The organism is Epilithonimonas sp. JDS, assembly GCF_021261315.1.
GTDB lineage: Bacteria > Bacteroidota > Bacteroidia > Flavobacteriales > Weeksellaceae > Epilithonimonas.
On the sequence record NZ_JAJSAX010000009.1, the window covers coordinates 68,036 to 86,539 of the forward strand.

General features: G+C 38.4%; 15 protein-coding genes. 9 read left to right on the top strand and 6 right to left on the bottom strand.

Annotation, left to right across the window (positions count from 1 at the left end; translation table 11 throughout):
* Window positions 1–319: 319 nt before the first annotated feature.
* From LUD75_RS17785 to serS, 5 genes are all read left to right on the top strand, one after another.
* The gene (locus LUD75_RS17785) at window positions 320–1,441 is read left to right on the top strand and encodes a glycosyltransferase family 4 protein (RefSeq protein ID WP_232707153.1); all 1,122 of its coding nucleotides are present in this window, start codon (window positions 320–322) and stop codon (window positions 1,439–1,441) included.
* Window positions 1,441–3,087 (top strand): hypothetical protein, encoded by a 1,647-nt coding sequence (locus tag LUD75_RS17790; RefSeq protein ID WP_232707154.1) that lies wholly within the window; start codon window positions 1,441–1,443, stop codon window positions 3,085–3,087. The genes LUD75_RS17785 and LUD75_RS17790 overlap by 1 nt, the downstream gene beginning before the upstream one ends.
* The gene (locus LUD75_RS17795) at window positions 3,087–4,334 is read left to right on the top strand and encodes an oligosaccharide flippase family protein (RefSeq protein ID WP_232707155.1); all 1,248 of its coding nucleotides are present in this window, start codon (window positions 3,087–3,089) and stop codon (window positions 4,332–4,334) included. Before LUD75_RS17790 ends, LUD75_RS17795 begins: the two co-directional genes overlap by 1 nt.
* Window positions 4,335–4,355: 21 nt before the next feature.
* A complete protein-coding gene (locus tag LUD75_RS17800) occupies window positions 4,356–4,865 on the top strand; it encodes a hypothetical protein (protein WP_232707156.1) in 510 nt (169 codons plus the stop codon).
* Window positions 4,866–4,953: 88 nt separating this feature from the next.
* Entirely contained in the window at window positions 4,954–6,222 is a 1,269-nt protein-coding gene (gene serS, locus LUD75_RS17805) for a serine--tRNA ligase (protein WP_232707157.1), read from the top strand.
* Between the two features lie 123 nt (window positions 6,223–6,345).
* Here the strand turns inward: serS and LUD75_RS17810 are convergent, their stop codons facing one another.
* Window positions 6,346–8,469, bottom strand: a complete 2,124-nt coding sequence (locus LUD75_RS17810; protein WP_232707158.1) for a helix-turn-helix domain-containing protein — start codon at window positions 8,467–8,469, stop codon at window positions 6,346–6,348.
* Window positions 8,470–8,645: 176 nt separating this feature from the next.
* Window positions 8,646–9,200 carry a crossover junction endodeoxyribonuclease RuvC gene (gene ruvC / locus LUD75_RS17815; RefSeq protein WP_034974054.1) on the bottom strand — a complete coding sequence of 185 codons (555 nt, stop codon included), beginning with the start codon at window positions 9,198–9,200 and terminating at the stop codon, window positions 8,646–8,648.
* Between the two features lie 102 nt (window positions 9,201–9,302).
* On the opposite strand from ruvC, the gene LUD75_RS17820 reads away from it, so the two are divergent.
* Window positions 9,303–12,035 (top strand): pitrilysin family protein, encoded by a 2,733-nt coding sequence (locus LUD75_RS17820; RefSeq protein WP_232707159.1) that lies wholly within the window; start codon window positions 9,303–9,305, stop codon window positions 12,033–12,035.
* Between the two features lie 519 nt (window positions 12,036–12,554).
* On the opposite strand, the gene LUD75_RS17825 is transcribed toward LUD75_RS17820, so the two are convergent.
* From LUD75_RS17825 to LUD75_RS17835, 3 genes are all read right to left on the bottom strand, one after another.
* Window positions 12,555–12,935, bottom strand: a complete 381-nt coding sequence (locus LUD75_RS17825) for a VOC family protein (RefSeq protein ID WP_232707160.1) — start codon at window positions 12,933–12,935, stop codon at window positions 12,555–12,557.
* Between the two features lie 12 nt (window positions 12,936–12,947).
* The gene (gene hemH, locus LUD75_RS17830; RefSeq protein WP_232707161.1) at window positions 12,948–14,006 is read right to left on the bottom strand and encodes a ferrochelatase; all 1,059 of its coding nucleotides are present in this window, start codon (window positions 14,004–14,006) and stop codon (window positions 12,948–12,950) included.
* A gap of 68 nt (window positions 14,007–14,074) precedes the next feature.
* Window positions 14,075–14,953, bottom strand: coding sequence for a NifU family protein (locus tag LUD75_RS17835; RefSeq protein WP_232707162.1), 879 nt, complete (start codon window positions 14,951–14,953; stop codon window positions 14,075–14,077).
* Between the two features lie 394 nt (window positions 14,954–15,347).
* Here LUD75_RS17835 and LUD75_RS17840 point away from each other — a divergent pair, with 394 nt between their 5' ends.
* The gene (locus tag LUD75_RS17840; protein ID WP_232707163.1) at window positions 15,348–15,866 is read left to right on the top strand and encodes a gamma carbonic anhydrase family protein; all 519 of its coding nucleotides are present in this window, start codon (window positions 15,348–15,350) and stop codon (window positions 15,864–15,866) included.
* A 39-nt stretch (window positions 15,867–15,905) separates the two neighbouring features.
* Entirely contained in the window at window positions 15,906–16,844 is a 939-nt protein-coding gene (locus tag LUD75_RS17845) for a YihY/virulence factor BrkB family protein (RefSeq protein ID WP_232707164.1), read from the top strand.
* Between the two features lies 1 nt (window position 16,845).
* On the opposite strand, the gene LUD75_RS17850 is transcribed toward LUD75_RS17845, so the two are convergent.
* Entirely contained in the window at window positions 16,846–17,280 is a 435-nt protein-coding gene (locus tag LUD75_RS17850; protein ID WP_232707165.1) for a hypothetical protein, read from the bottom strand.
* A 147-nt stretch (window positions 17,281–17,427) separates the two neighbouring features.
* On the opposite strand from LUD75_RS17850, the gene LUD75_RS17855 reads away from it, so the two are divergent.
* Window positions 17,428–18,492, top strand: coding sequence for a DUF4407 domain-containing protein (locus tag LUD75_RS17855; RefSeq protein WP_232707166.1), 1,065 nt, complete (start codon window positions 17,428–17,430; stop codon window positions 18,490–18,492).
* The last annotated feature ends 12 nt before the right edge of the window (window positions 18,493–18,504 follow it).

The window sequence follows — 18,504 nt, forward strand, 5'->3', positions numbered from 1 at the left end:
GTAAAAAATTAATTTATAGGCGAAATTGTCCGTACTCGCGCAAATATAAACAATTAGAAAAAGAAATCTTTTTATCATCACTATCTAAGATGATAATGACCGCCGAAAGAATTGATAATGTTTCAAATAACATATTTGATATTTTAGTGATTCAGAAGAAATTTTGAAGTTAAAATGTCTAATTCATCAAGATCATTCAAAATAATAAAAATTTAAAATAGTTAAATTACAAAATAACTCTCTTCTTTCAAAGTTTTATCTTAGATAGAAGCGTTTCTTTTATAAATTTTATCTTTGTAAGGATTATAGTAACAAAACTTTGAAAATACTTTTTATTTCTTCTTGGTTTCCGAATAAACTCGAACCTACAAATGGTAATTTTGTGCAACGCCACGCAGAAGCTGTTGCTTTGAAACATGATGTAGAAATTCTTCATACAATCGGGGATTTTAATCAAACTGAAACCTTTGTTTTCGATGATAAAGTGATCAACGGAATCAGGACTCTCATTATTTATTATAAAAATTCTAAAAATCCGATCCAGAATTTCTTACGAAGAATGAAGGCTTATAAAATGGGATTTGCGAAAATGCAGAAACCAAATCTGGTTCATGCCAATGTACTTCACAACAATATGCTGTTTGCTGTTTATCTGAAGAAGAAATTTAAAATTCCTTTTGTGGTAACCGAACATTGGACAGCTTTGCAAAAACAAAATCTCGATAAAACTTCTGCAAATATCAAGCGAATTGCAAAATTGATAGCAAAAAACGCAGGTTATATTCTGCCAGTAAGTGAAAATCTACTTGAAAGTCTGCAAGCTATCGGAATCAAAACGCCAATGAAAGTGATTTCGAATGTGGTCAATACAGATGTTTTTACAATTAAACCAAATCCTGAAAATCCGACAGCGAAATTTCTTCATGTTTCCAGCTTAATTCCGAGAAAACGTCCAAATCAGATCATTGAAACCGTTCATAAACTAAAACAAAGCGGTTACAATGTGTCGCTGGAAATTGGTGGTGACGGCGATACCAAAACGCTTAATAATCTCGTGAAAAAATTGAATGCTGAAAGCTATATTTCAGTTTTTGATGAAATCTCGTATTCCGAAGTGGCGGAAAAAATGCAGACTTCTGATTGTTTTATTCTTTTCAGTGACAACGAAACACAAGGTTGCGTCATCCTGGAATCATACGCGTGTGGAAAACCCGTCATTGCAACCGCAGTTGGCGGTGTTCCCGAGTTTGTAAAACCAGGTCTGGGAATATTGATTGAAAAGGCCAATGAAACAGAACTATACCAATCGATGGAAAATTTTCTAAATCACAAAATGAATATTGAAAAACCAGAAGTTCTGAGACAATTTGTTGTAGATCATTTTTCTAAAGAAAGCATCTGCCGGCAGTTTTCAGATATTTATAATGAAGTTTTAAGCTGATGCAGGGTTTCCAAATTCATATTTCTGAAAATAATATTGAGTCATCGGTGTTTTACGCTGATGATTACGATTCGTTTTTATTAAAAAATGACAGCCTGGAAATTGCTGTTGAAGGTGTAATTCTAAATAAAAAAAAACTTTTAAAAAGTTATACCGTTTCAGATTTCCCGACACTTTTTGACAAGCTTTATCGTGAAAGTAAAATTGCTTCTATTAAGGAATTGGACGGAGAATTTCGTGGATATATTTGGGATAAATTAGAACATAAAATTTTTGTTTTTACCAATCCTACCTCTACACAGCGCGTTTTTTATTCTAAGCAAAATGGACAAATTTTTATCGATTCTCATTTGGTTCGATTGAATAATTCGATTAGAGAAAATCAAATTTCTACTGCTCCAAATATCAACAATCTTTATAAATTATTGGCATTTGGAAATATGCTTGAGAATGAAACGCCCATTGAAAATGTATTCAAAATACTGGACGGACATTACATCGAAATTGATCTGAAAACTCATAATATTACCGAGAAAAAATATTTTGATCTGGACCAAATCGCTTATTTCCAAGGCTCCAAAGAAATGGCGGTTCGGGATCTGAATGATATATTTTCAGAGAATATCAGATTGGAATATGAGAAAGACGATGAACTCAATTCCCAACATTTTACTTTGCTAAGTGGCGGACTGGACAGCAGAATGGGACTTTTGTACGCCGATAAACTTGGTCACAAGCCAGATGAGGCTTTTTGTTTTTCTCAATCGGAATATCTGGATGAAACGATCTCCAGACAGATTGCAAAAGATTATGAAATTAATTATAAATTCCAGTCTTTAGACGGCGGAATTTATCTTAAATATATTGATAAACTGACAGAGTTGTCAGAAGGCTGCGGCTTGTACACTGGTGGGATTCACGTTCAATATGCCTTTGAAAATTTGACTGATTTCAATTTTAAAATTGTCCACAGCGGCTCTATTGGCGACGGCATTTTAGGTGGTTTCAATACAGTTCCGTACAGACAAAAGCCTGGCGAGTTCAAAATTGTTGTCAACAGGAAATTCCTTCCGAAAGTAAAATCAGACTTCGACAAAATTCGAAACGATTACGAATCAGAAGAATTGTTCTACCTAAGAAATGTAGCTTACAACAGAACAGTTTTGGGAGCGCAGGTTATCCAGCAATATGGCTACCAGACGTCTCCTTTTATGTCGAAAACGATGCTGGCATTTGCAATCAGTCTTCCTGAAAAATGGAAAATCAATCAAAAATTATATCTCGAATGGCTGAATCAATGTATGCCAAATGGAGCTGATTATGTCTGGGAGAAAACGGGAATGAGGCCAAATGCCCAATGGAAAAATACATTCGGTCCAAAGGTAATCAAGCGTGTTTCAAAGCTTTGGAACGCCAAAATTACCAAGCAAACCGAGCGTACCAGTATGTATCCTTATGAGTTTTATTACTATAATTCTAAGGACATTCAGGATTATTATGAAACCTATTTCAACGAAAATATTTGGCGCTTGGAGAATTACAAGGACCTCCAGGCTGATGTACAATTTCTTTTTTCACAGAAGGATTTCTATCAAAAGAGTCAGGCTGTCAATATTTTGGCTATTTTTAAGTTATATTTCAGTTAGTGGGAAATCTGTCGGATTTTATCAGAAATTTTTTCAAAAACAAAGGTCATTTTGTCTTTGGGTCGCTGCTTATTGCGAAGATTTGCGGGTTCGTAACTTCAGTTGCAATTATCAGATTATTACCGGAAAATGATTTTGGTTTGGTAAGTATTGTCGCAGCGTTGTCTGCTGTTTTTATGGCATTTAGCGGATTTGGGAGCCAGCAGGTTTTGTTGAGGTACGGTTCCATTGCCAAGATGGCGGAAGAAAAAAACGCACTGTCTGTTTATCTCTGGAAACAGGGTTTTTATTATCAGATCATCTTAAGTTTGATATTTCTGCTCTCATCTCTATTTTATCTTGACAATTTTAAAAAGATAATCATTCTGTTTTTGGCTTTCGCTATCCGGCTGGTTGGATTTTTTTTCTATAATCACATCCAGTCACAATTGCGCATCAATGGAAAAAACAAGGAATTTGCGAGACTGAATAATGTTGTCAACATTTCTGGATTAGTTTCGACACTTGTTTTAACGTATTTTTTTGGGCTATTAGGATATTTGGCAGCAATTACCATAATGCCTTTTGTCGCATTGTTTTGGTACAGAAATATTGATTTTTCACAAAAAAAAGAATCATTTAGTTTTTCAAAAAAAGAGATTTGGCGATACGGGCTATTTACGGCCGGAACTGCTGTTTTGAGTGACACTTTATTCTCTCTGGATATTATTCTGATCAGTTTTCTGATGAGTGAATCAGCGGTTGCAGATTACAAAACAGCGATCTTGATTCCTGCAAATTTGACTTTCATTGCCCTTACTTTTATGCAAAGTGATTTTCCTGAATTGGCGAAAAATCATAATGACAAAAATTTCTTAAAATATTATATATCAAATTATTACAAAATATTCATTCCGCTTTGCAGCTTGATCTTTATTTCTTTTTACTTTCTTAATGATTTTATTGTCACCTTATTTTTTGGAGAAAAATACGAGGGAATCGAATCGCCGTTCCTTATTCTTACGGCAGCTTTTCTTCTCAATATGCTGATGAGAAATCTATACGGAAATCTTCTTTCGGCAGTTGGGAAGATGGCGTACAATACGGTCGTTTCTGCTTCTGCCTTGTTGATTTTAGGGATACTTTCTCTTTTTCTAGTCCCGAAATTTGGAGTCGAAGGAATGGCGATTGCACAGTCTGCAACTTTATTTACGACAGGAATTTTATTAATGATTGGATTCTTGTCCCACTACAGAAAATTGTCGTGAAAGAATTTTATCTTTGCAAAGATGAAACTCAGATTTTCCATACTTATATCAGCCATAATGTTGCTTTTTTCTTGTCAAAGAGACGAGGAAGAAACTCAGACTATCGATCAGGTTCTAAAACTTTATATGACGAGTGCTGCTACCGGACAGGATTTGTTCAATTCCAACATTGAAGGATCGTACTCCACACCGGCTTTGCTGGATCTTTTGGGAGAGAAAGATTTGCAGATTATTTCCGGAGCTACCTTTCCAAAGGATGCAGACACATTGGTTTACATGGATTATCCGGCGGGAGCAGCTAGGATTAAAATTGATTCTCTGAGTAATGATAACGAACAGACATATTATTCCAGATTTATCATCAGATTACCGCGAACAATTAATGAAGTAGTGGTAAATGATGACGATACGATCGAAATCGAATATAAATCAACACCGTCACTTTTTCAGATCTCAAAACTTTGGTATAATGGTGAATTGAAATTCACAAAAGTTCAGGGCAAGGCAAACATTGTCAAGATCGTGAAATAAAATCCCTAAATTTGCAATCATAGTCAGAGTTTGAAAATTAAAAAAACGAATTTCTGACAACCAATAACTATCAACCAACAACCAAACTATGTTACAGGTTAATTTTTTGCGCGAGAACAAAGAGCGCGTTTTGGAAGGCTTGAAGAAAAGAAGCTTCAAGGAATTAGATTTGGTCGATGCAGCCATCAATGCTGACGACGAAAGAAAAAAACTGCAGTTTGAGCTAGACTCACAACTTTCCGAAATGAACAAAATTTCGAAAGAGATCGGAATCTTGATGAAAGAAGGGAAAAAAGAGGAAGCTGAAACGGCAAAATCCAAAACTTCGCAATACAAAGATTCCAGCAAAGAATTACAATCGCAACTTGCTGAAGCCGAGAAAGCCTTGATCACCATTCTTTATCAGATCCCAAATGTACCTTACGAGAAAGTCGTAGCAGGTGTTTCTGCTGATGATAACGAGATCATTTACGAATCAACAACAGTTGAAGGTCTTGGTGAAGGTGCGATTCCACACTGGGAATTGGCAAAAAAATACAATTTGATAGACTTTGAATTGGGTGTTAAAATCGCTGGTGCTGGTTTCCCTGTTTATTTTGGGAAAGGTGCGAGATTACAGAGAGCGTTGGTTCAATATTTCTTGGATAAGAACGTTGATGCAGGCTATCTGGAAGTGAATCCGCCACACGTGGTGAACGAAGCTTCCGGCTATGGAACTGGACAATTGCCCGATAAAGAAGGACAAATGTATTACATCAATGCAGATGATCTATATTTAATTCCAACAGCGGAAGTTCCGGTGACGAATCTTTACCGCGATGTTTTGTTGGATGAGAAAGATCTGCCAATCAAGAATACAGCGTTTTCTCAATGCTACAGAAGAGAAGCGGGAAGTTATGGCGCGCACGTGAGAGGCTTGAACAGACTTCACCAATTCGAGAAAGTGGAAATTGTAAGAATCGAGAAACCAGAAAATTCTTATGCTGTTTTGGAAGAAATGGTAGAACATATCAAATCCATTTTGGAAGATTTGGAATTGCCTTACAGAATCCTAAGACTTTGCGGTGGAGATACAGGTTTTGCATCGGCAATGACTTACGACTTCGAAGTTTGGAGCGCAGCGCAGGAAAAATGGCTGGAAGTAAGTTCTGTTTCTAACTTCGAAACTTTCCAGGCCAACCGGTTGAAATGCCGTTACAAGGCAGATGGAAAATCGCAATTGGTTCACACACTAAACGGTTCTGCAATGGCTTTGCCAAGAATTATGGCCGCTTTGTTAGAAAATAATCAAACAGAAGACGGGATTAAATTGCCAAAGAAAATCGCAGAATATGCAAGATTTGAATTGATCAATTAATTCAAAAAAGTAATTAACGCAAAGGCGGAGAATTCTTTTCTGCACAAATATAAAAGTCGCAAATTCAACTTTGCGACTTTCTTTTTTTATATTGAAATTTACTGGCGACTTTGCTATAAAAAACTACTTCAAATTCAAATAGTAATTCCAGATCAATCGGATCTCACCATAATCAAAATCTGCAGGCAAGGCCGCTTTCCAATCATTGATGTTCTCCTCTGGACTTTGCTTGAAAACCTTTTCGAAAGCATTTACTTTTTCCTTTGGATAGATTCTCAATAAGTCATTTTTATCTAGCAAATTCTGCTCAGCATATTTAGATAAATGCCCAAAAATAGTAGAGTTTACCAAACCTCGTTCTCTCGCAATTTCAGAAATGGTTTTTCCGTCCTGGAACAATTGATAGGTCAAAACGTGCGTCGGAACTTTATTGATAGACATCGAGATCACAGCATCTTTTTCCTTGTCGAACAAAGGTGTTTCCAAAAGATGAACGTCTTTCAGATCTTTCAAATATTCCTCCAAGTCATCCAGCCAAACGCGAAAATCCTCGTTGAAAGCTTTCAAACCTTTCACGCCTTTGGTTTCGGAATAAAAATCTTTAAGCGGAGAGAAAACCTTCTCCTTCACATTCGAGAAAAAGAAATTGACCGCACCTTTTGCTTTGACCTCAACTTCTCGCCATTCCTCTTCACCTTTCAGAAATTTTTGGGTTTTCTGAAGCAATATTCTTTCAAATTTCTGGAAGATAGACGTCAGATTTTCGATTTCGGATTTTAAAGTGATGTAAAGCTTTTGCGATTGGTCCTTATCAATGGATTTGCTACTTCGGGTCATCACCATCCAGCTTTCCAAGGCGGAAACGAACCAAACACAATCGATTCTTCTAATGACTTTTTGAATGCTGTAATCGTACTTTTCAGAATTTAGGATTTCCTCAATTTTCGAATTGGCGTGCGTCTCGTCCTGAAACTTCGAAACCCGTTTGTCACTGAAGATCACTTCGGGCGTGATTTTAGATTTTAGGACAATGCCTTCCAAAGTTCTGCAACGCGAAAGTGCCACATAAACCTGTCCGGAAGCAAAACTTTTCCCAGCATCAATGATCAATCTATCAAAGGTCAAACCTTGACTTTTATGAATCGTTACCGCCCAAGCCAAGCGAATCGGAAACTGTTTGAAACTTCCCAAGACTTCTTCTTTGATGTTCTTTTCATCATCCAGAGAATATTTTTTCTGTTCCCAGGTTTCTGCTTTCAAAGTGATCTCTTCTTCGCTTCCGTCTAGGATTACAGAGATTTCGTCTTCATCTAGGTAAGAGATTTGAGCAAGTTTTCCGTTGTAATATTTTTTGTCAGGCGAAGTGTCATTTCGAATAAACATGATCTGTGCTCCGATCTTCAATTCCAAAACTTCATCATTTGGGTATTGTGTTTCCTTGAAATCACCTTTCACATCGGCTGTGTAGGAATGTGCTCTTCCGCCGAGTTCCTTTATTTTTTTTTGATTGATGTCGTCCGCCATTTTGTTGTGCGAACAGAGATAGACATACGCTTCATCTTTTGGGTCGAAGTCTGGTTGATATCTCTCGTTCAACGTTTCGAAGTCGATGTCTCCGGTAATTCCGTCTCGGATGGCGTTGAGGATCTCAAGAAAATGTTCATCGGTTTGTCGGTAAACTTTGGTCAGCTCTAGCGTGATGAAATTACTACTTTCCAAAGCTTTGGCGTGAAAGAAAAAAGGCGATGGATAATACATTCCAAGAATATGTTCATCTCTCACAACCGGAGGCAACTGGTAAAGGTCGCCGATAAATAACATCTGAACGCCACCAAATTTCTGCTGATTCCTGCGAACGTGTCTCAGTGAAAAATCCATCATATCCAAAACATCCGCGCGCAACATCGAGGCTTCATCGATAATGATGATTTCGATTTCGCGAAGGAGTTTTAGTTTGTCTTTTCGGTATTTGAAATGGACCATCAGATCCGGAATGTTGTTTCCTAGATTTTGGTCGATTCTTTCTGTCGTCGGGAGAAAAGTTCTAAGTGGCAATCCAAACATCGAATGGATCGTAACGCCACCAGCATTGATGGCCGCAATCCCTGTTGGCGCAACTACAATGTGTTTTTTCTTGGTTTTTTTTACAAAGTCGTTTAGAAATGTAGTCTTCCCAGTTCCTGCTTTTCCTGTGAGAAAAATGCTACGGTTGGTGTGTTCTACGATTTCAAAAAGAGAATTATTCATCGATTCAAAGATAGAAAATCAAGAGACAAAAATCAAAGGATAAGAGACAAGAAAAAAGGTAAAAGATCCAAGAGTAGAAATTAATTTTGCAACTATCAACTATCAACTATCAACTATCAACTATCAACTATCAACTATCAACTATCAACTATCAACTATCAACTATCAACTATCAACTATTTAACACGGTCAGGATTCTGTTTCAAAAAGCTGTCCCAGCCAGAATAAGATTTGTCAGTAGAAATGGTGCCAGAATTGAAATGATGACAAACAGCAACCGCCAAACCATCAGATGCATCAAGATATTTCGTAGGAAATTCTTTCAGTTTCAAAAGATTTTGAAGCATTCCAGCCACTTGTTCCTTGCTGGCATTTCCGTTTCCGGTGATGGCCATTTTTACTTTTTTCGGAGAATATTCGGTGATGGGAATATTTCTGTGAAGACTGGCGGCAATTGCGACTCCTTGAGCGCGTCCAAGTTTCAGCATACTTTGGACATTCTTTCCAAAGAAAGGCGCTTCCAGAGCTGTTTCGTCTGGATGATATTCATCGATCAACGCTAAGGTCTTATCGAAAATAACTTTTAGTTTGGTCTCGTGGTTTTCATATTTCTTCAAGACCAATTCGTGCATCACGATCAACTCCATTTTCCCGCCTTTCACGGAGATGATCCCGAAACCCATAATGGATGTTCCCGGATCGATTCCCATAATTATCTTCTCAACTTGCATAATTGCAAAATTACGTTAAGATTTTCATAAAAATTAAAAGCATTATTATATTTTTATTGGAAAGTTGCTAAATTTAAAATTCTTAAATAATAACTATAAAACATGAAGAATCTTTTACTGACTGCGGCGGTCGTGTTCTACGCAGGCCTTAGGACGCCTGTGTTCGCTCAAAAAGCCGAAACACCAAAATTTGTAGGAAACATCGAAGGTGTAAAGGAATACAAGTTATCCAATGGGATGAATGTCCTTTTGATTCCCGACCAATCACAAAGTAATATGGTGGTTAACATCATCTACAATGTAGGTTCCAAGGATGAAGGCTACGGTGAAAAAGGGATGGCGCACTTGCTGGAGCATATGCTTTTCAAAAGCACCAAAAATTTGGGCGATATCAAGAAACAGTTGTCTGACAAAGGTGGTGTAGCCAACGGAACAACCTATTACGACAGAACCAATTATTACGAGATCTTCCCATCTAACGACGAAAACCTGAAATGGTCGCTCCAGATGGAAGCCGACAGAATGATCAATGCGACAATCCTTCAAACCGATCTGGACAAAGAATTTTCTGTGGTAAGAAACGAGTTTGAAATCGGGGAAAACAACCCGACGAGGGTGATGATCCAGAATGTTTTTTCTAATGCATACACTTGGCACAACTACGGAAATTCCACCATCGGAAGTAAAGAAGACATCGAAAGAGTGAAAGCACCAACGCTTCGCAAATTCTATGAAAAATATTACCAGCCAGATAATGCAACGTTGGTCATTGCAGGTAAATTTGATGAGAACAATGCCTTGAAATATGTAGGTGATTATTTCTCTGCAATTCCAAAACCAGCGAGGGAGTTAGGTGGAACTTATACAGTTGAACCAGCTCAGAATGGTGAGAAATATTTTGAGATCAAAAGAAATAATGACCAGCAGATCATCGCAGCAGGTTATCACGCGGCAGCTTTTGCAGACAAGGATTATGCTGCACTTAGCGCACTGAATGAGATCCTTACCGCAGATCCATCAGGTTATCTGTATAAAGGACTTGTAGATTCTGGCAATGCTTCGTCGGTTTGGGCCTATTACATTCCGGCGAGAGATCCGGGTATTATTTATTACAATTTTGATATTTCGAAAGAGAAAAATCTGGATGAGGCTGCAAAATTGGTCAAAGCGCAGTTGGATAAGATTTCAACCATCAATTACACAGAAGAAGATCTGAACAGAGCCAAATCAAAGCTCTTGAAAGATATTGCAACAGAAAAAAATAATACGATCAATTACGCCATTGGATTCACAGAGATTGTGGGAACCGGAAGTTACAAACTGGCTTTCGTTTACAGGGATAATGTGGAGAATCTAAAACTCGAGGATATCAAAAGGGTTGCTGCAAAATATTTCAAAAACAACAACAGAACATTGGGTGTTTTCCGTCCTTCTGCCAATGAAGAACGTGTTTTGCCAACGGAATTCAGGTCTGAGCAAATCGCTACTTTGACGAAGGATTACAAAGGTAAAGCTTTGGAGAAAGAACCAGCACCTTTTGAGACCAGCATCGCCAACATCAAAAAAAATCTGACGGAAGGCACACTTTCCAACGGGATGAAATACGGTTTGATCAACAAAGAACTGAAAGGCGACAAGATCCAAGGTTCTTTCCGTTTCAGAATTGGTAATGAGAAAGACCTTCAAGGAAAATCTGCTGTGGCAAGTATGACCGCCTCGCTATTAAAATCCGGAACCAAGACCAGAACGAAGGAGCAGATCCAAGATCAATTGGATCAGATGAAGTCTTCGCTCAATTTCTATACTTCCGGGCAAAACCTGATGGTGCAGTTCTCTACCTACAAAAATGATTTCCCGAAAGTAATGGCCATTATGCAGGACATTTTAGCTAATTCTACTTTCCCGGAAAATGAATTGACAAAAACCATCGCTGAAAACAATACTTACCTCGACGGACAGTTAAAAGATCCAGAAGCAATCGCTTACAACGAGCTTTCAAGACTTTCTTCGCCTTACCCAAAAACCAGTATTTTCTACACTTCAACGCTGGAAGAAGAGATCGCGGACAACAAAAAAGTAACCCGCGCCCAAGTTGTAGATTTCTATAGTAATGTTCTAGGCGCTTCGAATGGTGCAGGAACGATTATCGGAAGTTTGGATGCAAAAGCTGTCGGTTCAGAATTGGAGAAAACCTTCGGGAAGTTCACCGCAAAATCTAAGTTTGAAGAAGTAAAACCTACGTTGTTCGAAACCAAAAAAGTGGATAAGAATATCATCACACCAGACAAGGAAAATGCAGTCGCACTTGGAACTTCAAGCTTCACAATGAAACAGGACAGCCCAGAATATCCAGCTTTGGTCTTGGCTAATGAGATCTTGGGAAGCGGTGGTTTCCTTTCTGCAAGATTACCAATGAGACTGCGTGAAAAAGACGGTATTTCTTACGGTGTTGGTTCTTACCTTAATGTTCCAATTACAAACGACGTTTCCTCTTGGAACTACTACGCATACCTAAATCCAACAAAACGTGATGCTGTAGAATCTGCTGTGAAAGATGAGGTGAGCAAAGCTTTGAAAACAGGATTCACACAGGCGGAATTGGACTCCAACAAGAAAAGTTACGCCAACATCCGCACCACAAGCCTTGGAATGGAGAATACATTGATCAACCTGGAAAATAGCAAACTCCTTTTCGGTGTTCCATTGGAAAGATATGATGAGCTGAATGCCAAGATCCAAAACCTGAAATTAGAAGAAGTGAATTCTGTTCTGAAGAAATATATTTCTCTGGATAAAGTAACTTCGATCTACGCAGGAGATTTCAACAAGAAATAATACTGTTTCTATAAAAATGAAACCGTCTCAGTGATCTGAGGCGGTTTTTCTATGTTCCGAAACTCGCTCCAAGGCTCAAACAAAAATAAGGAGCCGGGAACCTGCTTTCCGTTGCAATTCCTCGCACCTTGCTTTCCCATCGCTTGCTGTGGGATTTCCGCGTCAATCAGGGCTATGGGTTTCGTTATTAATCGACACTTGCCTTCCAAAAAATATTCGTAATGTTTGCCATTCTGAAAGAATCTCGGTTCCGAAAATTCATCTCTGGCAGAATCGAAGAGTTTAAGGAAAATCTCTTTAAAGATAAAGACACATTTTACGTATAGAAAGCGTATATCGACCGTATAGCGCTAGCACATCAAAATAAGATTTCAAAATGTCAAAAATGATCCAATTTCTCCTACCAAGAAAGATGCACTTAGGTAACGGAAACCTAACGACAATGTAACGGAAACAACCCGTAAAAACGACCTGCCAAAATGACAAAAAGGACTCCAGTGAAAATTGAAGTCTTGTAATTTATTTAGTAATTCTAAGGTCAGAAATGATGATCTTGTAATGGTCGCAATCCTCGAAGCAAATGCCGTTCTCTTTCCAATAAGGATTCTTGGGTATCAAAGTGGGAACTTTAAAGTGTTCAAGATTGGCCAGGATCTTTTGGAACTCTTCCAGGGTTTCCGGATAGAAAACCAAGATGTCATCATCATCAAACTTAGACTCCGGCAAATTCCCGTCCTGCGTGAACTCCAGATGCCAATTCTCACCAGCTTTACCTAGGAAAACGCCATCATAACCGTTGTGGTCCTCAAACTTCCCGATCACTTCAAACTCCAAAATGGAAGTGTAGAAATAGATCAGCTTCTCAAGATTCTGCGTATGTCGTGCGTATCGGAAAACCATTTGACTAGAATATTAATGAAAGTAAAAATCATTCAGCTTTTCTTCAGAAAGCGTTTTTACAACATTCACCCAGCTTTGTTCCTCGTTCAGACAGGGAATGTAATCGAATCTTTCACCACCACCGTGAAGGAAGATCTCCTTACCTTCCACAGAGATCTCTTCCAAAGTTTCCAAACAATCGGAGACAAAAGCAGGACAAACGATGGCCAGTTTCTTGATGCCTTTTTTGCCAAGACCTTCCAAAGTGGCGTCTGTGTAAGGTTCCATCCATTTGTCTTTGCCCAGTCTGGATTGGAAGGTGACCATCACTTTTTCTTTTGGCAATCCCAGTTTTTTGCACACCAGTTCGGTCACTTTGTAACATTGGTGTCTGTAGCAGAATTTGTGCGAAGGATTGTCTTCCTTTTGGCAACAAGTATTCATATTGCAAGTGTTCGTGGGGTCGGTTTTGTAGATATGACGTTCCGGCACACCGTGATACGAAAACTGCAACAGATCAAAATCCACAGGAAGTTTTTGCCTGATACTTTCAGCTAATGCATTGATGTAGATCTCTCGGTCATAAAATGGCTCCACGTAATTGATCTTGATATCTGGGAAGAATTTCAGTCTCACTTCCTCAGCTTTGTCAATCACCGTTTCTGTCGTGCTCATAGCATATTGCGGATAAAGCGGAAATAATGTAATCTCTGTAATTCCTTTATCCACCAATTCCTGGATCCCAGTCTGTATCGATGGTTCAGCGTAACGCATTCCCAGACCAACCGGAACATCCACAATCTCCTGAAGTCTTTTCTGAAGATGTTTGGAAATCACGATCAAAGGCGAACCTTCGTCGGTCCAAACGGTTTTATACGCTTCAGCGGATTTCTTCGGTCTGGTTTTCAGGATGATGCCTTGAACCAAAAGGGCGCGGAAGATCCAACGGTAATCGATGACCTTTTCGTCCATCAGGAACTCGTCCAGATATTCTTTTACATCGTTTACGTCTGTCGATCTCGGAGATCCAAGGTTGACTAAAAGAATTCCCTTGCGGTTGTTAGTTGTTGGTTGTTGGTTGTTGGTTTCCAATTTTGAAATTATTTTATAGGCGTTTCTGGAAGTCAGTCGACTGACAACCAGGAACTATCAACTAAATATTATCCATTCACAGCTTCCACGTTCTCCACCAGTTCCGGAACGAATTGTTTCAGAATGTTCTGGATTCCGTTTTTCAAAGTTGCTGTGGAAGATGGACAGCCACTGCAAGCGCCTTGAAGCAACATTCTTGCCGTTTTGTTTTCCTGATCATATTCGATCAACGAGATTTTTCCACCGTCGTTTTCTACGGCTGGCGCCACATATTCATTCAAAATGTCGCTTATCTTTTGCTCGTCATTTGTGTATTCTCTGTTGATGATCTTCAACATTGGATTTTCGTGCTTGTGAGGTTCTGCGTTGGAAATGGCTTTTCCTGCCTGCAAAAATTCGGCGATGAAAGAACGAACTTGATTCATAATCTCGTGCCACTCAAACTGACCGTCTCTGGTCACAGCAACGAAATTATCACTCACATAGATTTCTTTTACAAAATCAAAAGCTTCGTACAATTCTTTTGCCAAAGGAACTTCGTCCGCTTCTTCTCTGGATTTTACCTCGATGAAACCATCCATCAACATTTTGCTGGAGATGAATTTCATTACCGCAGGATTTGGGGTCATCTCAGAATAGATCTGGTACATTTCTTTTTTCTTCTGAAGATAGATTCTTGGGTTCGCCAACAATTCGTCCTCGATGATATTTTTCAGACTTTCGGAAACGTGGTCCCATTCAACTGTATCTTCTTTTGCTACCGCAATGAAATTGGCGGTGATAAAAATTCTGTTGACGAAAGGATAATTGAAAAGTTCCTGTGCCAAAGGAATTTCTGAAATATCAGATTCTCTGTCTAATTCTACTGAACCAGGAATCAGATTGTAGTCCGTCACGAACTTCATCACTTTTGGATTCTCTGTTGGTTCTATAATGATTTGTCTCATTTTAAGTATATTGAACTACAAAAATATCGTAATTTGGTGGAACAAAAAAGCCGATGAATCCCAATGTTGTGTTAAGTTTTGATTATGAGTAGGTTTGCGGATATTCGATTTTTTCTATTGGTTTGATTTTGGCTGTTTCGGATGACAAAACGTGAAATGACGACCAATCTGCGCCCCGGCCTGAACGGAAATCCTTTTTTGCTTTGACTTAATTTCTACTTAATGGAAACCTGACTGCAAAAAAGATTGGGAGTGGAGGACGGATAAAGGCGCCAAAAAAATTAATGAATAAGCAACTGACTTTTTAAACACGTAAGTCACTTGAGAGAAAATCGGAAATTAGTGAAGTTCACGTTAGAACGAATCACTTATCATTTATAAATTATATAAAAATATGGCAATTATAAGAGAACTTTTAGGGAAAAAACCTCAGTTTGGATACAATGCATTTGTGGCAGAAACAGCTGTGATCATTGGCGATGTGACGATGGGAGATGACTGCAGCATTTGGTACAATGCGGTTTTGAGAGGCGATGTGCATTACATCAAAATGGGCAATAAAGTGAATGTTCAGGATAACGCGATGATCCATTGCACCTATAAAAAAAGTCCGACCACGATAGGCAATAATGTTTCGATTGGTCACAATGCGATTGTTCACGGTTGCACGATCAAAGACAATGTCCTCATCGGAATGGGTGCGATCGTGATGGATGATTGCGTGGTAGAAAGTAATTCGATCGTTGCGGCGGGCGCGGTTGTAACGGCAAATACCATCATCAAAGAAGGCGAGATTTGGGCTGGCGTTCCGGCGAAAAAAGTGAAAGATATTTCGCAAAGTCTGATTGAAGGCGAGATCGATAGGATTGCAAATAATTATGTTAAATACTCCAGCTGGTACAAACAGGAGTAGATTGGTACAACTATTGAATTTTCCAAGGAAATGTAAACTATGACAAAGCTTAAATCTTTTTGGGAAATTCTGAAAGAAACATTTAACGAATGGACATCATCCTCCGCATCCAAGGATAGTGCAAGTATGGCTTACAATGCGATATTTGCTTTGCCGGGGTTGATGATTATTATTATCTGGTCTGCCGGACATTTTTTCGGAGAGGAAGCAGTCAATGGTGAAATCAGACGTCAAATTCAAGGTGTGATTGGATATGATGGCGCAAAAAGCATTCAGGATATTATTGCAAGCGCAATGATAGACAAGGAAAATTTCTGGATGAAAGCACTTGGTGTCGCGACTTTGGTGTTTGGTGCAACCAGTTTGTTTTTCCAAATGCAGACATCGCTCAACAATCTTTGGGATGTAGAGGCTGCACCAAAAAAAGCTTGGCAGAAGTTCATTCTGGATCGTGCCAATTCATTGGGAATGATTCTGATCATCACATTTTTACTGTTGATCAGTATGGTTTTGTCATCTGTAATTGGTTTAGCCAATGGATTAATCACCAAATATTTCGGACTGGAAGCTTACGTTTTGATTCAAGGAAGTAATTTTATTCTTGGATTTGCGGTGATTACGGTTCTTTTTGCAATAATGTTCAAAGTTTTGCCGGATGTTGAAATCAAATGGAAATCTGTCTGGATAGGCGCAATAGTCACGGCTTTACTCTTCAATGTCGGGAAAATGCTGATGAGTTTTTATTTTGATATGTCAAAACCGACTTCAGTCTTTGGAGCGGCGGGAACTGTGATCTTATTGATGATGTGGATCAATTATTCCTGTCAGCTCATATTTTTCGGAGCAGAATTTACCAAAGTCTATGCTGTAAGAAAAGGCCACAAAATCATCCCTTCAAAACACGCAAAATGGAGCAAAGCCAAACTTTACAGAGATTCTGAAGAGGAAAAAGGAAGAATAGTCCCGAAAGAATTATAACTTATTTTAGAACCGGCTGATCGTTTTCACAAGTGATATTCTCCGGCTGCATTACCAACATACAATCTGAAACCAAGTTGTATTTTTTATTATAACCTGACATTTTCTGATTGTACGAATCTACTTTTTCCAGGAAAGCTTTTTCGTCGATTCTTTTGGAATATGCGATGTAAGCAACTGGTCCGCCACAAGCTTTAACGCCTAATCCGACGGTTTTCCAATCGGCTGGATTAGAACACTTTTCGCTTTTTGACAAGGTGATGATTTCTTCTCTCAAATAGTCCATTTCATTTGATTCTTCTTTTGACATAGCACCAATTGCGGTGTTGTCCTTCGGTCTTTCCGGCAATGGTTTTGGAAGATTGTCCGCTGTGTAAGCTGGTTTACAGGAGAATGCAGCCAAAGAAACCAGACTCAGTACAATTAAATTTTTCATTTCTAAATTTTGAATTGAGGCATCAAATATAAGACCTAAATGAATTGAGTTGAATTAAAATTAGGTATAAAATTTGATATTAGGTAAAACCTAATACTATCTGTAACAAATTAACGTTTTAGAATACATATTTTGATAATTATTAAAATGAAAAAAATATCTAACACTTATAAAATGAATTGGTTCCAGCATTTCCTAATGATCTGCTCCGGAGGAAATATTCATTTACTGAAAAAATCCCCAAGCGAATGGAACAAGTTTGCAGGTATTGGCGGAATCGTTTTGTTCACGGCCGTTTTTGCAACACTTTCCGCAGGTTATGCTATGTTTACAGTTTTTGATAATGTTTGGACAGCCGTTGCATTTGGACTTCTTTGGGGATTAATGATCTTTAATTTGGATAGATATATCGTTTCTTCCATCAAGAAAACCGGATCGTGGTGGAATCAAATATTAATGACAATTCCAAGATTGATTTTGGCGACATTTTTGGGAATCATTATTTCAAAACCTCTGGAGTTGAAGATTTTCGAAAAAGAAGTTAACAAACAACTGAACACCATTATCCAAAGAAATAAAAAACAACTTCAGGCAGAAATGAACGGAAGAATCCTGCAGCAATCAGGACCGTTTGACCAGGAGAAAAAGCAGATTCAAAATCAAATCAAGAATTATCAGGTCGCGTACGATTCGGCTTCTGTAGAATTGGAAAAAGAAATTTTGGGAAAACAATCCGGTCTGACTAGCGGAAAAGTAGGTTTTGGAACCAACGCGAAACGAAAAGCAGAACTCAAAGAGCAAAAACGCCTCGACCTCGAAAATTATCAAAAACATCAACAGTCGAGACTGCAGTATCTGGATACGGAAATTTCGAAAGTTTACACCAACCTGGAAACCGAACGGAAATCGACGGAAACTTTCGAAGATAAATTCAACGGATTTGCCGCGCGATTGCAGGCTTTGGATGAGCTGGGAAAGAACTCTGCAATTATGGCTTTGGCAGCGAGTTTCATTATGGGACTCTTTATTTGTCTTGAGATTTCGCCGGTTTTGATCAAGTTAATTTCCCACGTTGGACCTTATGATTATCTATTGGAAAAAACTGAAAATGATTTTAGATTATATTCAAAAGAAAAGATTACAAAAGGCAATTATCATACAGATTACCGGATTGAAGATTTCAAGGATCAATTAGACAAACGAAAAGGCTGAAAATCGCCTACA